This window comes from Myceligenerans halotolerans, assembly GCF_054782975.1.
This window is the reverse complement of sequence record NZ_BAAGRL010000053.1, coordinates 1-17274: the sequence shown is the minus strand read 5'-3', so window position 1 is coordinate 17274 and position 17274 is coordinate 1. Positions and strand designations below refer to the sequence as shown.

The 17274-nt window shown below is 73.6% G+C and carries 16 protein-coding genes, 1 tRNA gene and 1 pseudogene; 9 read left to right on the top strand and 9 right to left on the bottom strand.

What is annotated here, in order from left to right:
• Positions 1–39: 39 nt before the first annotated feature.
• Together ACYVK5_RS23265 and ACYVK5_RS23260 are read right to left on the bottom strand one after the other, a co-directional pair.
• The gene (locus ACYVK5_RS23265; RefSeq protein ID WP_460708357.1) at positions 40–819 is read right to left on the bottom strand and encodes a 2,3-dihydro-2,3-dihydroxybenzoate dehydrogenase; all 780 of its coding nucleotides are present in this window, start codon (positions 817–819) and stop codon (positions 40–42) included.
• Positions 820–926: 107 nt separating this feature from the next.
• On the bottom strand, positions 927–2111 hold the full coding sequence (locus tag ACYVK5_RS23260; RefSeq protein WP_460708356.1) for a 3-deoxy-7-phosphoheptulonate synthase: 1185 nt from the start codon (positions 2109–2111) through the stop codon (positions 927–929).
• A gap of 235 nt (positions 2112–2346) precedes the next feature.
• On the opposite strand from ACYVK5_RS23260, the gene ACYVK5_RS23255 reads away from it, so the two are divergent.
• Positions 2347–3747 carry a replication-associated recombination protein A gene (locus ACYVK5_RS23255; RefSeq protein WP_460708355.1) on the top strand — a complete coding sequence of 467 codons (1401 nt, stop codon included), beginning with the start codon at positions 2347–2349 and terminating at the stop codon, positions 3745–3747.
• Between the two features lie 40 nt (positions 3748–3787).
• On the opposite strand, the gene ACYVK5_RS23250 is transcribed toward ACYVK5_RS23255, so the two are convergent.
• Entirely contained in the window at positions 3788–4732 is a 945-nt protein-coding gene (locus tag ACYVK5_RS23250) for an EamA family transporter (protein WP_460708354.1), read from the bottom strand.
• A gap of 44 nt (positions 4733–4776) precedes the next feature.
• On the opposite strand from ACYVK5_RS23250, the gene pdxR reads away from it, so the two are divergent.
• On the top strand, positions 4777–6294 hold the full coding sequence (pdxR, locus tag ACYVK5_RS23245; protein ID WP_460708353.1) for a MocR-like pyridoxine biosynthesis transcription factor PdxR: 1518 nt from the start codon (positions 4777–4779) through the stop codon (positions 6292–6294).
• Here the strand turns inward: pdxR and ACYVK5_RS23240 are convergent.
• Entirely contained in the window at positions 6247–6924 is a 678-nt protein-coding gene (locus ACYVK5_RS23240; RefSeq protein WP_460708352.1) for a DNA-binding response regulator, read from the bottom strand. The genes pdxR and ACYVK5_RS23240 overlap by 48 nt on opposite strands.
• A 97-nt stretch (positions 6925–7021) precedes the next feature.
• On the opposite strand from ACYVK5_RS23240, the gene ACYVK5_RS23235 reads away from it, so the two are divergent.
• Positions 7022–7969, top strand: a complete 948-nt coding sequence (locus ACYVK5_RS23235) for an oxidoreductase (RefSeq protein ID WP_460708351.1) — start codon at positions 7022–7024, stop codon at positions 7967–7969.
• Positions 7970–8038: 69 nt separating this feature from the next.
• The gene (locus ACYVK5_RS23230; protein ID WP_460708349.1) at positions 8039–8821 is read left to right on the top strand and encodes an isocitrate lyase/PEP mutase family protein; all 783 of its coding nucleotides are present in this window, start codon (positions 8039–8041) and stop codon (positions 8819–8821) included.
• Here ACYVK5_RS23230 and ACYVK5_RS23225 read toward each other — a convergent pair.
• The 3 genes from ACYVK5_RS23225 to ACYVK5_RS23215 are packed head-to-tail and all read right to left on the bottom strand — an operon-like array spanning position 8799 to position 12817.
• Positions 8799–9428: a GNAT family N-acetyltransferase gene (locus tag ACYVK5_RS23225; protein WP_460708348.1), complete on the bottom strand. Its 630-nt coding sequence runs from the start codon at positions 9426–9428 to the stop codon at positions 8799–8801. The genes ACYVK5_RS23230 and ACYVK5_RS23225 overlap by 23 nt on opposite strands.
• Positions 9429–9468: 40 nt before the next feature.
• On the bottom strand, positions 9469–10623 hold the full coding sequence (locus tag ACYVK5_RS23220; protein ID WP_460708347.1) for an AI-2E family transporter: 1155 nt from the start codon (positions 10621–10623) through the stop codon (positions 9469–9471).
• Positions 10624–10669: 46 nt separating this feature from the next.
• Positions 10670–12817 carry a DEAD/DEAH box helicase gene (locus ACYVK5_RS23215; protein WP_460708346.1) on the bottom strand — a complete coding sequence of 716 codons (2148 nt, stop codon included), beginning with the start codon at positions 12815–12817 and terminating at the stop codon, positions 10670–10672.
• A gap of 594 nt (positions 12818–13411) precedes the next feature.
• Between ACYVK5_RS23215 and ACYVK5_RS23210 the strand changes: the two genes are divergently transcribed.
• Entirely contained in the window at positions 13412–14347 is a 936-nt protein-coding gene (locus ACYVK5_RS23210; protein WP_460708345.1) for a cold-shock protein, read from the top strand.
• A gap of 69 nt (positions 14348–14416) precedes the next feature.
• On the opposite strand, the gene ACYVK5_RS23205 is transcribed toward ACYVK5_RS23210, so the two are convergent.
• Positions 14417–14502: transfer RNA gene (locus ACYVK5_RS23205), tRNA-Leu, on the bottom strand.
• 228 nt (positions 14503–14730) lie between these two features.
• Here ACYVK5_RS23205 and ACYVK5_RS23200 point away from each other — a divergent pair.
• The 4 genes and pseudogenes from ACYVK5_RS23200 to ACYVK5_RS23185 all read left to right on the top strand — a co-directional run bounded on the left by ACYVK5_RS23200 (position 14731) and on the right by ACYVK5_RS23185 (position 16653).
• Positions 14731–15243: a Dps family protein gene (locus ACYVK5_RS23200; protein WP_460708344.1), complete on the top strand. Its 513-nt coding sequence runs from the start codon at positions 14731–14733 to the stop codon at positions 15241–15243.
• Complete coding sequence (locus ACYVK5_RS23195; RefSeq protein ID WP_460708389.1) at positions 15189–15665, top strand: FAD-dependent monooxygenase; 477 nt, start codon at positions 15189–15191, stop codon at positions 15663–15665. Before ACYVK5_RS23200 ends, ACYVK5_RS23195 begins: the two co-directional genes overlap by 55 nt.
• 23 nt (positions 15666–15688) lie before the next feature.
• Positions 15689–15859: pseudogene (locus tag ACYVK5_RS23190) on the top strand (hypothetical protein); the annotation flags it as partial.
• 647 nt (positions 15860–16506) lie between these two features.
• On the top strand, positions 16507–16653 hold the full coding sequence (locus ACYVK5_RS23185; protein WP_460708343.1) for a Rieske 2Fe-2S domain-containing protein: 147 nt from the start codon (positions 16507–16509) through the stop codon (positions 16651–16653).
• 398 nt (positions 16654–17051) lie between these two features.
• Here ACYVK5_RS23185 and ACYVK5_RS23180 read toward each other — a convergent pair.
• Positions 17052–17274 (bottom strand): hypothetical protein (locus ACYVK5_RS23180; protein ID WP_460708342.1); only part of this gene is annotated, 223 nt, incomplete at its 5' end.

The following is a 17274-nucleotide window of genomic DNA, read 5'->3' as shown; positions in this document are numbered from 1 at the left end:
GGCCCTTCTCCGGTCGGGAATCGGGTGCAGGTGCGCGGGTCAGCGGCCGAGGGTCGCGCCGCCGTCGACGGTGAGGGTGTGCAGGACGATGTGGGACGCCTGGTCCGACAGGAGGAACACGACGGCGTCGGCGATGTTCTCGGGCTGCGCGACGCGGCCCGCCGGGATGCCGAGCTTGTAGCTGCCCGGGTCCCCGGCGACGGTGCGCTCGGGGCCGGACTCGTCGTCGTCCCACAGCGCGCGCAGCATCGGGGTGTCGGTCGATCCGGGGGCGACGACGTTGCAGCGCACCCCGTGCCGGGCGACCTCGAGGCCGAGGCTCTTGGTGATCATCGCGGCCGCCGCCTTCGACGCGCCGTAGATCCCCATCCCGACCCGCGGGGTCTCCGCGGCGTTGGAGGCGACGGTGACGATCGCACCCCGGCGGCGGCCCGCCATCCGGGCCGCCACGTCCTGCGAGAGGTACAGGACGCCCTCCGTGTTGACGGCCAGCGTCTCCCGGACGTCGGCGGGACCGATGTCCCGCACCGTGCCCGGGCGGAGCACGCCGGCGGCGTTCACCAGGTACTCGACGGCGCCGAACCGCGTCTCGACGGTGTCCACGAGGCGGGCGACGGCGTCCCGGCGGCTGACGTCGGCGGTGAACGGGCTCACGTCGATGCCGTCGGCGGCGAGCTTGGCGGTCACGTCGCGCAGGCGGTCGCCGTCCCGGTCCACCGCGGCGACCTTCGCTCCCTGCTCGGCGAGCCGCCGGGCGACGGCACCGCCGATCCCTCCGGCGGCGCCGGTGACGAGTGCGACCTTGCCGGTGCTTGTCATGGCTGCTCCTGTATGAGGTCGTGGTGAGGTCCGGGTGGAGTCTGTACTGCGGGCACGCCCGCCCCAAACGAAAGGGGCGATAGTTTGTCAGGTAGCGAAAGCGCAGGTCAGCCGTTTACGGCGAGCGCTGCCGAGGCGCCGGCGCGGCGTCCTCGCGCGGCTCTGGCCAGGGTGTGGAGGAGGTCGTCGGTGGTGTTCCAGTCCATGCACTTGTCGGTGACGGACCGGCCGTAGGTCAGGGTGTCCAGGGGGCCGGGCTTCTGGGCGCCGGCCTCCAGGAAGGACTCCAGCATGAGGCCGGTGATGCCCGGCTCGCCCGCCGCGAGGCGGGTGGCGATCTCGCGGACCACCTCGGCCTGGCGGACATGGTCCTTGCCGGAGTTGCCGTGGCTCGCGTCCACGATCAGCCCGGTGGTGACCGCCCCGTCCAGGTGTGAGGCGCGCGCCACCTCCAGCGACGCGGCCACATCCGCCCGGTGGTGGTTCGGGCCGCCCCGCCCCCCGCGCAGGATCACGTGACAGTCCGGATTGCCCGCGGTCTGCACCGCCGCGGCCCGCCCGGCCCCGTCCGTCCCGAAGAACGTGTGCGAACTGGCCGCGGTGACGCACCCGTCCACCGCGATCTGCACATCCCCGTCCGTGGCGTTCTTGAACCCCACCGGCATCGACAACCCCGACGCCAGCTGACGATGCACCTGCGACTCCGCGTTGCGCGCCCCGATCGCACCCCACGTGACCGCATCGGCGATGTACTGCGGACTGGTCGGCTCCAGGAACTCGCACGCCGCCGGCACCCCCGCGTCCAGCACCCCCAGCAACACCTCCCGGGCCAACCGCAACCCGTGATGCACGTCATGACTGCCGTCCAGATGCGGATCGTTGATCAGGCCCTTCCACCCCACCGTGGTGCGCGGCTTCTCGAAGTACACCCGCATCACCACCACCAGATCATCCGCCAGCTCCCGCACCACGGTCGACAGCCGGCCCGCGTACTCCAGCGCCGCGGCCGGGTCGTGCACACTGCACGGCCCCACGATCACCAGCAGACGATCATCCTCACCCGTCAGCACATCACGCACCTCCCGCCGCGACGTCGCCACCAGATCACCACGCCCGGTACCCAGCGGCATCTCGGCGAGCACCTCACCCGGTGCGGGCAACGGATCAAGGGCACGGACACGCTGGTCCGGCGCCCAGCCCGGGCGCTCGGGTGGACGGTGCCCGGACGGACGGGGCACCAGGGGGCCGGTACCGGGAGGCCGGACGGCTTCGGTCGCGCTGGAAGCGCTCATCGGATCGTTGACCTTTCTCTCGAGCGGGGTCGACAGGAGTCTGTCTCCGGGCCACGGGCCCGCCCAACGAAACGGCAAGTGCTTTGTCAAGTCGCGAAGTCCCTGCTCAGACCGCATTCGCGAGCATGGCAACCCCGTGTCTGCCGGCTCGTCGGCCCCCGTCCGCCCGCACGCCCGCCCCCGGTCACCGCCCGGCGCCGCCGTCGGTGTCGGTCACCCCGCATAGGGTTGCGGCATGGATCTGTTCTCCGCGGTGACGACCACCGGGCGCGGCACCCCCGAGGTGGGCGACGCCGCGCCGCTCGCGGTGCGCATGCGCCCGGCGTCGGTCGCGGAGATCGCCGGGCAGGGACACCTGCTGGAGCCCGGGTCCCCGCTGCGGCGGCTCATCGAACCCGAGCAGAGCACGGGCTCCACCCGGTCGGCGCCGTCGTCGGTCATCCTGTGGGGCCCGCCCGGCACCGGGAAGACCACGCTCGCCTACCTCATCGCCACGGTCTCGGGCCGCCGGTTCGTGGAGCTGTCGGCGGTGACCGCCGGGGTCAAGGACGTGCGGCAGGTCATCGAGGACGCCCGGCGCCGGCTGGCCACGGGCGGGTCCGAGACCGTGCTGTTCGTCGACGAGGTGCACCGCTTCTCCAAGACCCAGCAGGACGCGCTGCTGCCGTCCGTCGAGAACCGCTGGGTCACGCTCGTGGCCGCCACGACGGAGAACCCGTCGTTCTCCGTGAACTCGCCGCTGCTGTCCCGCTCGCTGCTGCTCACCCTCAGGCCGCTCACGTCCGAGCACGTGCGCGACCTCGTCGAACGGGCCGTCACCGACCCGCGCGGCCTCGACGGCTCCGTCACCCTCGCCGACGACGCCGCCGAGCACCTCGTCCGCCTCGCCGGAGGCGACGCCCGCAAGGCGCTCACCGTCCTCGAGGCCGCGGCAGGCGCGGTGCTGTCCGGCGACGGCCACGACGGCGTTCCCCCGACCCCCGGCACGGCGCCGGAGATCACCCTGGCCGGCGTCGAGCGCGCCGTCGACGTCGCCGCCGTGCGCTACGACCGCGACGGGGACCAGCACTACGACGTCATCAGCGCGTTCATCAAGTCGATCCGCGGGTCCGACGTCGATGCCGCGCTGCACTACCTCGCGCGGATGGTCGCCGCCGGGGAGGATCCGCGCTTCATCGCGCGGCGGCTCATCATCTCCGCCGCGGAGGACGTCGGCGTCGCCGACCCGTCCGCCCTCCAGACGGCGGTCGCCGCCGCGCAGGCCGTGCAGATGATCGGCATGCCGGAGGGGCGCATCGTGCTGGCGGAGGCCGTGGTGCACCTGGCGACCGCGCCCAAGTCGAACGCGGCCTACCTCGCGGGGGACGCGGCGCTGGCCGACGTGCGGGCGGGCAAGGCCGGCACGGTCCCGGCGCACCTGCGCGACGCCCACTACGCGGGCGCGGAGGGGCTCGGGCACGGCAAGGACTACCGGTACGCCCACGACTGGCCGCACGCGGTGGCGCCGCAGCAGTACCTCCCCGACTCGCTCGCGGGCACGGAGTACTACTCCCCCAGCGACCGCGGGTTCGAGCGCCAGGTCTCCGAGCGGCTGGAGCGGGTGCGGGGAATCCTGCGGTCGGACGACAGGTCCTGAGGCAGGCCGGACTCCCGCCGGATCCGGCGGCGACGGCTCGTCACGACGACGGCGAGCGCCCGGCCCGCATCCCGACCGCGACCCCCGCCCCCACGACCGCGATCCCGAGCCACACCGCCGGGCCGGGGACCGGCTCCCCGAGCAGCACTCCGCCCACCGCCGCCGCGACCGGCACGATGCCGGTGAACAACCCGGCGCGCCCCGGACCCAGGCGGCCGACGGCCGTGTACCAGAGCAGGAATCCCGCCACCGTGACGAGGACCCCCAGGTACGCCGTCGCGAGCAGCTCGTCCGGGCCGAGGGTCAGGACCGCCGCCGGCCCTTCCGTCGCGAGGCCCAGCACGACGAAGCCGGCCGCCGCGATCCACGTGGTGTGCAGGGAGACGCCGTGCGGACCCAGGCGGCGCAGCACGGGCACGGCCAGGAGCGTGAACCCGGCCTCGCACGCGAGGGTCAGCAGCGCGTAGCCCACGCCCGCGGCGTCGGTCCGCCCGCCCCCGGTCACCAGGGCCGCTCCGGCGGTCACCACCACGGCGCCGACCACCACGGCCGGCGCGGGCCGCGATCGTGCCAGGAGGGGGCCGACGAGCGCCAGGAGCACGGGCACGGCGGCGACGGCCACCCCGATCACCGCCGGTTCGGCGTGCTCGACGCCGCGCACGATCGCGACGTTGAACAGCACCAGTCCGCTCAGCGCCACGCCCGCGAGCCACGCCCACTCGCGTCCGCGGGGGCGGCGTACGCCCTTCCTCGCTGCTCGCAGCGCCAGGGCTAGGGCGGCGGCGGCCAGCACGTAGCGCAGCGCCTGGACGGTGAAGAAGGGCGCGTCCTCGAGGGTTCCCGACACCGCGACCAGGCTGCCCACCAGGGACATCGCGACCGCCGCGTACAGCGCGCCCCCGGCCGTCCCGACCACCGCGTCCGGCGCGGCGCCCGCCGCCGGTCCTCCTACCGTCGTCGCTGTCCCTGTCCCCGTCCCTGTCATGCCGCCAGCCTGTGTGACACATTGGTATCCCGAACAGTGCCAAGATGATCTCAGTCGAGAGGACCAAGATGCCCGGAGCCGATTTCCTCCAGCTCGATCCCGCGCACGCCCCGGCCGGCGGGCTCACCCTGTGGCTGACCGACGCGCTGCGCGCCGCGGTCCGCGACGGGCGGCTCAGCGCCGGCGACCGCCTGCCCGCCACGCGGGTGCTGGCCGACCAGCTCGGATGCTCGCGGGGCGTCGTCGTCGACGCCTACCGGCGGCTCACGGACGAGGGCCTGCTGTCCGGCCGACGCGGCGGCGGGACGACGGTACGCGCCGACTGGCTCGGGGTGCCCGCGACGCCGGCGCGGGCGGGGCGCGGCGTCGTGGTGTCGGACACACCGCACCCGGCGGATCCACCGCGGATCGACCTCTCCCCCGGCCTGCCGGACCTGTCCGCGTTTCCTCGCGCCGCCTGGGCGCGCGCCGAGCGCGCCGCGCTCAGCGGCCTCGCGTCCCGGGATCTCGGCTACGGCGACCCTCGCGGCCTGCCCGCGCTCCGCGAGGCCCTCGCCGGATGGCTCGCCCGCACCCGCGGACTGCGCGCGCACCCCGACGAGATCCTCGTCGTCAACGGGGTGTCGCAGGGACTCCTGCTGCTCGCGACGGTGCTCCGCGCCCACGGGGTCACCCGGATCGGGTTCGAGGACCCCGGCTCGCGCGGCGCGCGCGAGCACCTGCGCCGGTCGGACCTCGAACCCGTCTCGGTACCGGTGGACGACGACGGTCTCGACGTCGCCGCCCTCGATGCCCTGGGCCTCGACGCCGTGGTGGTCACGCCCGCGCACCAGTTCCCCACCGGCGTCGCGCTCGCCCCCGGGCGGCGCCGCGCGCTGGTCGCGTGGTCCCGGGCGGCGCCGCCGGAGGGAGTGTCGCCGGCACCGGACGCGTTCCCCGAACGCCTGGTGGTCGAGGACGACTACGACGCCGAGCACCGCTACGACCGGCCGCCGGTGCCCGCGCTGCACGCCATGGCCCCGGACCGCGTCGTGCACCTGGGCAGCGTGTCCAAGTCGCTCGCGCCCGGCATCCGGCTCGGCTGGATGCTGGCGCCCGCGCCGATGCGCCCGGAGCTGACCGAGGCCCGCTACTGGACCGACCTCGCGAGTCCCGCGCTGCCGCAGCTCGCGCTGGCGCACTTCATCACGTCGGGCGCGTTCGACCGGCACCTGCGCCAGGTCCGGCGGCGTCACCGCGAGCGCCGCGACGCGCTGCTGACCGCGCTCGCGACGCACCTGCCGGGAGCGGCCGTGCATGGTGTGGCGGCGGGCCTGCATCTGCTCGTCACGCTGCCGGGCGACGTCGACGACGCGGCGCTGGCCGCCCGTGCGGAGGAGGCCGGGGTCACGGTGCATCCGCTGTCGTCGCATCGCGAGGGCACGGGGCCGCCGGGGCTCGTGATCGGCTACGCCGCGGCGGCTCCGGACCGCCTGCGGGAGGCGGTGTCGCGGCTGGCCGCGGTGACCGCCGTGTCAGACCAGGCCCAGCTCCCTGGCGCGCACGCCCGCCTGGAACCGTGAGTCCGCGCCGAGCGCGGCCATGAGTTCCGCCACCCGGCGCCGGTAGGTGCGCACGCCCAGCCCGAGTTCCCGGGCGGCGGTCTCGTCCTTGACGCCCCTGCCGAGCAGGTCGAGGACCTGGGGCGCCAGCCGGCGGATCTCGGCGGCTCCGGCGTCGTACACGTCCAGGTCGGTGGCGGACCGCCAGGCCGCCTCGAACAGCGAGTTCACGCCCTGGACGGTCTCGCGCCGGGTGATGAGGCTGTAGGTGCGCTCGCCGGAGCGCAGGTCGCCGGCCAGGATCGCGAGCCGGCCGTCGATGATGACGGTCTCGTTCACCTCGTCGGCGGCGACGCGCACCTCGACGCCCGGGTGGTCCAGCACGGCGGCCATCCGGTGCGACCAGGCGGGGTCGAGGAGCATGCCCGAGCGGTAGACCTTGCGGATCCGGGCGTCGCGGCGCCGGGGCGCGATCGACGGCTCGCCCGCGGCCTCGCGCGGGCCGTGCGTCCATCCCCACGACGCGAGCGTGTTCGCGGCGCAGGTGATGCTCGCCGCGTTCGCGAACAGGTGTGCGGTGCGGCGGAAGACCTCTTCCTCTCCGCGCACCACGGTGACGCCGCCGTCGGTGGTCCTGGATGTGCTCGACATGTCCTCCACCCTCCCGCGCGCCCGCGCGACCGGTCCAGCCGTGGCAACAACCTGCCATGGCCGGCGATTCCGGCGGCCGGCGTCCCACGCTGGTGGCATGACGACGAACGACACCACGACCACCGCGACCCCCACCACGCCCACCGCCGCTGCGGCCGGCACGTTCCGGCTCGGCGACCGCGAGGTCAACCGCATCGGTTTCGGTGCGATGCGCCTGACCGGCATGCCCTGGGACGAGAGGCCGCGCGACCGGGACGCGTCGATCGCCGTCCTGCGGCGCGCGGTCGAGCTCGGCGTGAACCACGTCGACACGGCCGCGTTCTACTTCCTGCCCACCCGCTCGGCCAACGAGATCATCGGCACCGCTCTCTACCCGTACCGGGACGACCTGGTGATCGCCACCAAGGTCGGCCCCGTCCGGGACGGGGCGGAGGGTCTCGCGTTCGCTCCCTACGCGCGGCCCGGGGAGCTGCGCGCCCAGGTGGAGGAGAACATCCGCCAGCTCGGCGTCGATCATCTGGAGGTGGTCAACCTGCGCTGGGGCTCGGGCATGGGCAAGGAGGCGGGCTCGGTCGCGGAGCACGTCGGTGCGCTGACCGAGCTGCGTGACGCCGGCCTCCTGGCCCACATCGGCGTCTCCAACGTCGACGCGGCGCAGCTCACGGAGGCGATGGCGATCACGCCCGTCGTCGAGGTGCAGAACCGGTACGGAATCACGGAGCGCGCCGACGACGACCTGGTCGCGCTGACCGGCGAGCACGGCATCGCGTTCGTGCCGTTCTTCTCCCTGGGCGCGGGCGTCCCCGGTGCGGTGCCGGGCAGCGCCGCCGTGACCGACGAGTCGGCCGTCGCCGCGGTCGCCGCGGCTCACGGTGTCACGCCGGCGCAGGTCCGGCTCGCCTGGACCCTGCACCGCGGGGAGCACGTCCTGGCCATCCCCGGCACCGGCGACCTCGCCCACCTGGAGGAGAACCTCGCCGCCGGGGCGCTCACCCTCACCGGCGACGAGCTCGCGCGGCTCGACGCCGTCGCTCCCCCGGCCTGACGGGCGAGCGGGGCCCGACGGGGATCTGGTAGGAGCCGCCTCGCCGGGCACCGGTGCTAGCTTTCGAGCATGACGACGACGTTCCGCGACCTGCACCGTCCCGGCGAGCCGCTGCTCCTGGCCAACGCCTGGGACGTCGGCTCGGCCCGCATCCTCGCCGAGCTCGGGTACGCCGCGATCGCGACCACGAGCAGCGGGTTCGCCGCCACCCTCGGCCGGCCCGACAGCAGCGTCTCGCGCACCGAGGCCCTGGAGCACGCCGCCGCGCTGGCGGCGGCCGTGGACGTCCCGGTGAGCGCGGACCTCGAGAACGGCTTCGGCGACACGGCCGACGACGTCGCCCGCACCGCCGGGGCTGCCCGCGACGCGGGCCTGGCCGGCTTCTCGATCGAGGACAGCACGGGCCGTGCCGACGACCCGGTCTACGACGCCGGGCTCGCCGCCGAGCGGATCGCCGCCGCGGCCGAGGCGTCCGGCGACCTCGTCCTGACCGGCCGCTGCGAGAACTACCTGCACGGCCGGCCGGACCTGGCGGACACCGTCGCCCGGCTGCAGGCCTACCAGGAGGCGGGCGCCGACGTGCTCTACGCCCCCGGCCTCAGCGCGATCGAGGACATCGCCACGCTGGTGGGCGCGGTGGACCGTCCCGTCAACGTGCTGCTGCGCCCCGGCGGCCCCGCGCCCGCCGAGCTCGCGGAGGCCGGCGTCGCACGCCTCTCGGTGGGCGGGACGTTCGCCTGGGCCGCCTACGCGGGCCTGATCCAGGCCGGCGAGGAACTGCTCGCCGGGCGGACCGGCTTCCAGGACCGGGCGGTGGCCGCGAAGCCGGTCATCGACCGGGCACTCGCCTGAGCGGTTCCAGGTCCGGGCCCGCCCACTCCTCGGCGGGCTCCCGCGGGTCCTCCGGCAGCAGCGTGCCCATCCAGGCGTCCCGCCGCCTGCCGCGCTGCAGGCCGTACCGGCGGAGCGTGCCCTCGACCCGGAACCCGAGGTTCCAGGCGACCCGGCGCGACCCCCAGTTCCCGACGTACGCCACCCAGGTGATCACCGCCAGCCCCAGCCCTTCCGGGTCGAAGCCCCAGTCCACGACGAGCCGGGCCGCCTCCGTCGCGAGTCCCTTGCCGCGCGCGCCGGGGGCCGTCCAGAAGCCGATCTCCGCCGACCTCTCCTCGTCGGGCGCGCCCGCGCGGCCCTCGAAGTGCAGGCCGACCATGCCGAGCAGCGGCCCGTCGGTGTCGCCGGGCTCGCGCACGGCCCAGTTGTACTCGCTGCCGCGGGCCCAGCCGTCGGGCACGAACCGTCTCACGAAGAGTTCGGCGTCCGCCCGCAGGTAGGGCGACGGCACGACGGTCCAGTCCGAGATGTCCGGGTCCTGGCAGGCGACCATGATCGTGTCGATGTCGTCCTCGGTGGGGACGGACAACCGGACGGTCTCGTTGGCGAGGACAAAGGGTTCCACGCGCCTACCCTGCCATAGACAGGCGCACTGACCTGCCCGTTCATGTCTCGGTATGCACTCGCTCGGTGTCCGGCGGCGGCCCTGGCGCGTCCTCGGGGGCGGCGTCGCCGTCGTCGTCCCCCTCCGGCCCGCGCCGCAGCGCGGAGAAGACCGCCCACGCGACCGAGACCAGCGGTACCGCCACGACCGCGCCCAGCACGCCGCTGATCAGCGTCCCGCACGTGACCGCGAGCGCCACCACGACCGGGTGCAGGGAGACCTGCCGGCCCATGATGAGGGGCTGGAGCACGTGCCCCTCGAGCTGGCCGATGCCCGCGATCCCGAGGATGACGAAGAGGGCCGTGAGGGGTCCCTCGGCGGCGAGGGCGACGACGGCGGCGATGATCATCGCGAGCGGTGCACCGATGATCGGGATGAACGTGCCGATGAACACGAGCACGGCGAGCGGCGCGGACAGCGGCACGCCGAGGATCGCGAGGAAGATCCCGGCGAGGATGCCGTTGGTGACGGCGACGATGACGGTGCCGCGGGTGTAGCCGGAGAAGGTGTACCAGCCGGCGGCGGCGGACTCGCGCCAGCGCCGGCGGTGGACGGCGGGGATCTGGCCGAGGAACCAGCGCCACATCGAGGCGCCGGACGCGAGGAAGAAGACGGTGCAGAAGATCGCGAGGGCGAGCGCGGCGAACGCCTCGACGACGGAGCCGGCGCCCTCGGCGGCGCGGGCGGCGAGTTCCTCGCTGTTCTCGCGGACCCAGCCGGACAGGTTGCCGAGCCACTGGCTGGGCTGTGTGACCTCGAACTCGAACGGGCCGGGGAGGGACTCGATGAGTGCGACGAGCTGGTCGATGCCGCTGCTGAACTGGAGCGCGAGCCGCTCCCACTGTCCCGCCACCGACGCGATCACGTAGGTGAGCAGGCCGCCGACGACGACGACGCCGCTGAGCATCGCGAGGCCGGTGGCGAGCGGCCGGGGCATGGCGCGTTCGTAGAGGTCGGTGACCGGGTTGAGCACGGCGGTGAAGACCATGGCGAGGAAGAGCGCGATGAACACGAGCTGCACCTGCCAGGTCAGCCAGAACACGGCGGCGACGGCGGCCAGCAGCACGATGAGCCGCCAGGACCAGCCCGCCCCGGTGCGCAGCCAGCCGGGGACCGGGTCGCCGGCGGCCGGGTCGGCGGTGTTCTGCGACGTCACTACGACAGTGTGCCGCACGGGCGTGGTGGCGGCAGGCCCGGGCGGCTCAGGCGGTGTCCTCGGCGGTGAGCGCGTCGGTGAGCAGTGCGACGAGCGCTTCGAGCTGGACGTCCGCGGAGGATGCGGCGTCCTCGTCACCTGCCCCGTCGAGTGCTCTGGCGGCCAGCCCGGCCTTGCTGTCGATCAGTCCGGCGATCGTGGGGTCGATGGTCTGGGCGGCGATGATCCGCCACGCGGTGACGGGCTCGGCCTGGCCGATCCGGTGGATCCGGTCGATGGCCTGGGTCTGCTCGGCGTAGGTCCAGGACAGTTCGGCCAGCACCAGGTTGGAGGCCACCTGGAGGTTGAGCCCCACTCCGGCGGCCGTCAGGGAGCACACGGCGATCGACACGTCGGGGTCGCCCGTGAACGCGGCGATGTTCTTCTCGCGTGCCTTGGGGGTCTGGTCGCCGCGGATCGAGGCGTAGCCGATGCCGCGGCCGGCGAAGGTCTGCTCGGCCTGATCCATCACGTCGACGTGCTTGGCGAAGAACACCACCTTGCCGACGTTGCGGGCCAGTTGCGCGGCGTAGTCGGCGGCCAGTGCGGCCTTGGCCTGGCCGATCCGGCGGACCACGGTGAACACGTTCTCGCCGCCGGCCCGCGAGTTCGAGTCCTTCAGCTCCGCCGCCGCCACCCGGCGGGCGAGGCCGAGGTCGACGTCGCCCACGCCGTCGTCGGCGGAGCGTGCCTGCACGGCGGAGCGGTAGCGGTCGACCAGCCGGCGGGCGAGCGCGGCCTCGGCGGCACGGATGGAGCGGCCCGCCGCGCCGTCGAGCTCGACCGGCAGGTCCGCCACCCGGCGGGCGGGGATGTCGGCGACCACGTCGGCCTTGCGGCGGCGCACGATGCCCATGTCGATCACGCTGCCCCGGGCGGCGGCGTAGAACCCCGGGTCGGCCGGGGTGAGCCCGTTGCCCTCCAGGGCGGACAGCAGCCGGGCGAGCGGCACCGTGTCGTCGATCCAGCCGAGGAACTGCCAGATCGCCCGGAAGTCCTTGACGTCGTTGATCAGCGGGGTGCCGGTGAGCGCCATGAGGAGCGGCCGGGCGGTCCGGGCGCGGATCTGCTCGGAGACGGCCAGCACGTGCTGGGAGCGCTGGGAGCCCTTGTTCTTGATGAAGTGCGCCTCGTCGACGACCATGCCGCGGAAGCCGAGTCCGCCGAGCCAGCCGACGTGCCGGTCCAGGAGCTCGTAGTTGACGATCACGACGTCCGCGAACGCGTCGACCCGCTCGCCGTCGCCGTGGACGACCGTCGCCCGGCGCCCCGGCGTCCACATGCCGACCTCGTGCGCCCAGTTCGTCTTCACCACGTTGGGTGCCACGACGAGCAGCGGGTAGGCGTCGGCCGCCTGGGCGGCGAGCAGTGCCTGGGCGGTCTTGCCGAGCCCGGGCTCGTCGGCGAGCAGGAAGGTGCGATGCCCGCGGGCCGTGGCCTGGACGACCTGGGCCTGGTGCGGCATCAGCTTCCGGCCCTCGGGAGCGGACACCGGGCGGGCCTCGGGCAGCGGCATGCAGGCGGGTGCGCCGGGGTCGCCGTACTCGAAGGACCGGAAGAGCGGTTCGAGCAGTTCCCAGCCGGCCAGCCGGTGGGCCCGCGGGGCCACCCGTTCGGCCGCGGCCTCGAAGTCCGGGGCGAGGAACGGGTTCGCGAGCCGGTGTGAGATCACCGAGCGGGGCACCACCTGCTTCTCGGCGCCGGGCATCGGCGCCGCCGGCGGATCCGGCGTGGGCTCCGCGGGCGGCTCCAGTCCGCCGGCGCGCATCATGGTCGCCTTGAAGGCGCGCGCCGCGTCGGAGACCCGGGCGTCCTCGGCGAGCAGTTCGAGCAGCGAGGTGTCCCGGGCAGCGATCGTCGCGAGCAGCGTCGCGACGCCGTCGAGCCGCTTGAGCTGCTGGGTCCGCTGGGACTCGCTCAGGGCGCCGTCGGCCCGGACCCGGGCCCGCTCCTCGCGCATGAGCAGCGCGACGACCTGGAACTTCGTGCGCACCGCCCCGTGCGTCGGTGGTCGCCGCACGGCGCCGTCGACCTCGCGGGCGACGTCCGCGAGCACCGGGATGATCCCTCGCTCGGCGGGCCGCGGGGCGCGGCGGCGCTGGGCCCCGGAACCGGTCCGAGCCCTACCGGACCGGCGTCGGCCTGGTGATGCCACATCTCCTCCTTCGATGCCTCCGTACCGCGGCCGCAACCGCGACCACGGCACTGCGCGCCGTGCCACGCCCCCGCGTCCAGCACCGCGCAACCGACGATCCGGGCCCGCGCAGGCCCGGCGGCAGCGGCTCCAGAGACACCGTCTACTGGACACACCCGCGCGACCAGGCGCCCGCAGAAGCGGCCACTCCCCCCTCCCGAGGCCACCACGGCGGGGAAAGGGGCGAAGCCCCGGCACGGGGTCCGGCGGCGCGCCCCCGGAGCGGGGCGTGGGGGCTCCGCCCCCACGGGAAACCAACGAGACCGCCAAGGCCGACAGGCCACAGCGGTCTCACGGTCGAGTGTCCGAGAGGGGACCCGGCCACCATCCTCACGGCTATCCTACTCCCCAAGGCCCGATGAGCAGCGACCCCAGCCGCCCAGCCCTCCGGAAGCGCCGCGAGCATCACCATCGGCGTCCTCATCGCGGTCTGGGAACTGCGTCGCCTGCATCGCGTGCACGGCGCCACCGTGCGCTCCGAATCGACGTACAGACCCTGGGGTTCTGTCAGGGACACTGGACGAGAGCAATGTCTGCCGAGACGAGGAGTCCTAGGTGCCCCAGGGAACTGTCCGATGGTTCGACGCCGACCGAGGGTTCGGCTTCATCGACCTCGGGAACGAGACCGAGGACCTGTTCGTGCATGCGTCCGAGATCGTCGGCGACGACGGACCGAAGCTTCTCCGCGAGGGGCAGGCCGTCGAGTTCGAGGTGGGCGAGGGTGACCGTGGCCCGCAGGCGCGCCGTGTCCGTGTCACGGGCGACCGGGCCGCCGACGCGCCCGTGGGCGTGCTCGGCACCGTCACCTGGTACGAGCCGGCCAAGGGATACGGCTTCGTCACGCCCGACGACGGTCGCGTCGAAATCTTCGTGCACAGCTCGGCCATCGTCACCGGCGGTGTGATCTCGGAGGGGCAGCGGGTGGCGTTCCTCGTCGTCGACGGGGAGAAGGGGCCGCAGGCGGACCACCTGCTACCGCTCGGGGCGCAGGCAGCCCGGCATGCTGTGCCCTCAGACGGCGCAGACGGCACGGTGTCCTGGTACGACGACACCAAGGGCTTCGGGTTCGTCGCTCCCGACTCGGGTGGCGAGGACGTCTTCGTCCACGTCCGTGCGCTCGGCCCGGGTCTGACCGAGCTCTCCGAGGGTGCACGCGTGACGTATGACGTCGTCGACGGCGACAGGGGGCCGAATGCCCGCAACGTGCAGCTGGCGCGCGGCCACGGGAGTGTGCGCGCGGCCACGGACCGCGGCGGGTCGCGCCGTCCCGCGGCATCGGGCGGGCCTGTCCGCGCAGGCGAGGGCACCGTCGCGCGCTACGACGCGGAGCGCGGCTTCGGCTTCATCACCCCCGACGCCGGGGGCGCGGACCTGTTCGTGCACATGTCGGTCGTGCAGGGCGCCGAGGTCCTGGAGGAAGGCGACCGGGTCCGCTTCAAGGTGCGTCAGAGTGACCGGGGGCCGCAGGCCGACCGTGTCGAACTGGCGTGAGCTGTGACGGGCGACCCGGAAACAACGAGACCGCCGTGGCCGACAGGCCACGGCGGTCTCGCGGTCGAGTGTCCGAGAGGGGACTTGAACCCCTACGCCCTAATACGGGCACTAGCACCTCAAGCTAGCGCGTCTACCAATTCCGCCACCCGGACAGGTGATCCTTCACGGGCCTCTCGGCGCCGTTCCGGTGCGGGAAAAAACATAGCACGAACGAGGCCCGAACTTCGCATCGATAAGGATGTGACCTGTGCCGCTCCTCCCCGGGGCGGGCGTCGCGCGCGGCGCGGTGGCGACCGGACGATCCGCGGACGACGATGGAACGGAACTGCCCAGGACCGCCTCGCTCGGTCCGCCGAGATGGCCGGAGAAGAGGACCCGCAATGTCCCCGAAACTGCCCCGCTACACCGTTCCGTCCCTCACGCCCGAGCAGGGCGCCCAGGTCGCCGAGATCCTCCAGGCGCGGTTGCACGCGCTCAACGACCTGCACCTCACGCTCAAGCACGTGCACTGGAACGTCGTGGGACCGCACTTCATCGGCGTCCACGAGATGCTCGACCCCCAGGTCGACGCCGTCCGCGCGATGGTCGACCAGATCGCCGAGCGCATCGCGACCCTGGGAGCCGCCCCGATCGGCACCCCCGGCGCCCTCGTCGCCGCCCGCAGCTGGGAGGACTACGAACTCGGACGCGCCCAGGCGATCGAGCACCTGAGCGCCCTGGACCACGTCTACGGCGGGGTGATCACGTCCCACCGCAGGGCCGCGGACGAGACCGCGGGCGTCGACGACGTCACGAACGATCTGCTCATCGGCCACCTCCACGACCTCGAGCAGTTCCACTGGTTCGTCCGCGCCCACCTGGAGTCTGCGTCGGGCGCGATCACCGAGATCTGAGGACGCGTCACCTCGAGAAGCCGGCCCCGGAACCACCCGCGCGCAGGAGGCACACCACGAGCGAGGATCCCCGCCGCCGAGCCCCGGAACCCCGCGGCACAGGCACCCCTGGTGTCGTCGCCCCCGGCCCGCTGCGCACCGACGTATCCGTCGTCGGCGCCGGCCTCACCGGCGTCGCCACAGCAAGCCTGCTCGCCGACGCCGGAGTGAACGTCGTTGTGCTCGACGCCCGGACCGCCCGCACCACCACGCCCGCTCCACCGGCAAACTGTCCGTCCTGCAGGGCACCCGCATCACACACGTCGCACGACACGGCGACGAGGTGCTGCGCCACTACCTCGCCGCTAACTTCGCCGGCCTCGGCTGACTCCGGCGCGTCCTCGCCGACCTGGACGTCCCCGTCGAGAACCGCGACGACCTGACCGTCGCCACCACACCCGAACAGGTGAGCGACGTCGACGCCGTACTCCTCGCCTGCGCACGGCACGACGTCGCCGCACGCTGGGAGGAGAACCCGCCGTTCCCCGGCCGCACCTTCGGCGCCGTACGCCTCCCCGGCCAGGGGCAGACCGACCCGCTGCGCATGCTCTCCGCACTCCGCGCCAGCCTGCGCGCCCGCGGCGTCCCCCTGTACGACGGCGTCCGCGCCCGCCAGATCCGCCGGCCGCACCGGCGTCGCACTCCGCACCGCCGGCGGCACCGTGCTCGCCGACCAGGTCGTGCTCGCCACCGGCACTCCGCCCGGACGACTCGGCGGCCTGTTCCTGCGCCTCGAGGCCGGACGCAGCCTGCTCACCACCTGGGAGATCCCCGACCCCGTCACCCTGCCACCCGGCCTCACCGACACCATGTCGATCACGGCCGGCCCGCCCGTGCGCTCGCTGCGCATGGCCGGCCGGCTGCTCCTCGTCGGCGGGGAAGGCTACGCCGTCGGCCGCGAACCCGACCCGCAACGACGACTCGCCGCACTCGACGCCTGGGCCCTCGACCACCTGCCCGTCGGAGCACCCGTCCACGCCTGGGCCGCCCAGGACCACAGCAGCGACACCGGACTGCCGCTCGTCGGACCCGCCGTACCCGGCGACGAACGAGTCCTCGTCACCACCGGCTACGCCAAGTGGGGACTCACCAACGCCGCCGCGGCCGGGCTGGCGCTCGCGGGACGCATCATCGGCGACCCCGTGGAGTGGGCCCGGGCGCTGGAGCCACGGGTGGGCGTGCGCGGCGACCCGCCCCACAGGACAGCGGGCCGGGGCCCGGCGGGTGTCGCGCGTGTGCCCCCATCTCGGCGGCGTCGTGCGGTGGAACGACCAGGAGCAGTCCTGGGACTGCCCGGTGCACGGCTCACGTTTCGCCGCGGACGGCACCCTGCTCGAAGGCCCCGCCACCGAACCCCTCGCGCCGCGCTGACCCGGACGGACGACCCGAGCCCCACCCGCCGGCCGTCAGCTCGGGAGCGGCCAGGAACCCGTCGGTCACCTCACGGGTCAGGAACACCGTCACCCCGTCGATCGCTCCCCGGACCCTCCCGAAGTTTTCGGCACAGCACCGTTTCGAGGGTGTCCCGACGCCGTGCACACACCCCCTGACCACGAAGTCAGCTGCCATCCAGTCGTGCATGCTACGCCGCGACCCCCACTGCTTCGGCCAGTTCGACCGCGTCAAGCAGTAGCCGGGAGCGGCGTTCGACCGAGCCTGCCTCAGGATCGTATCGTTGGTCGGTTAAGGAAATGCGCGGAACCAGCGAAATGCGCACGCGAAGCACGCCGAAATTCCATCAACCGGAAATCGAACCCGCTCAGGCGAAGCTACTCACCATGCGAAGAATCAAGGCGAACATCGGAATCAAAAGTAATCTCCGGGCCGTAATTCCCCATAGCTTCTGCCACCACATTGAATCGCCGCCCGGGGAACGACTTTTCCAGCGCCACTCGCCAACACCACGCAATTGGCCCCAGCAGGCGCACACACAGGGCTTCGGCAAAGTCGTGGCTATAGGAGCGGTGTGAGGGGTGTCTTTGCTGTTGAGAC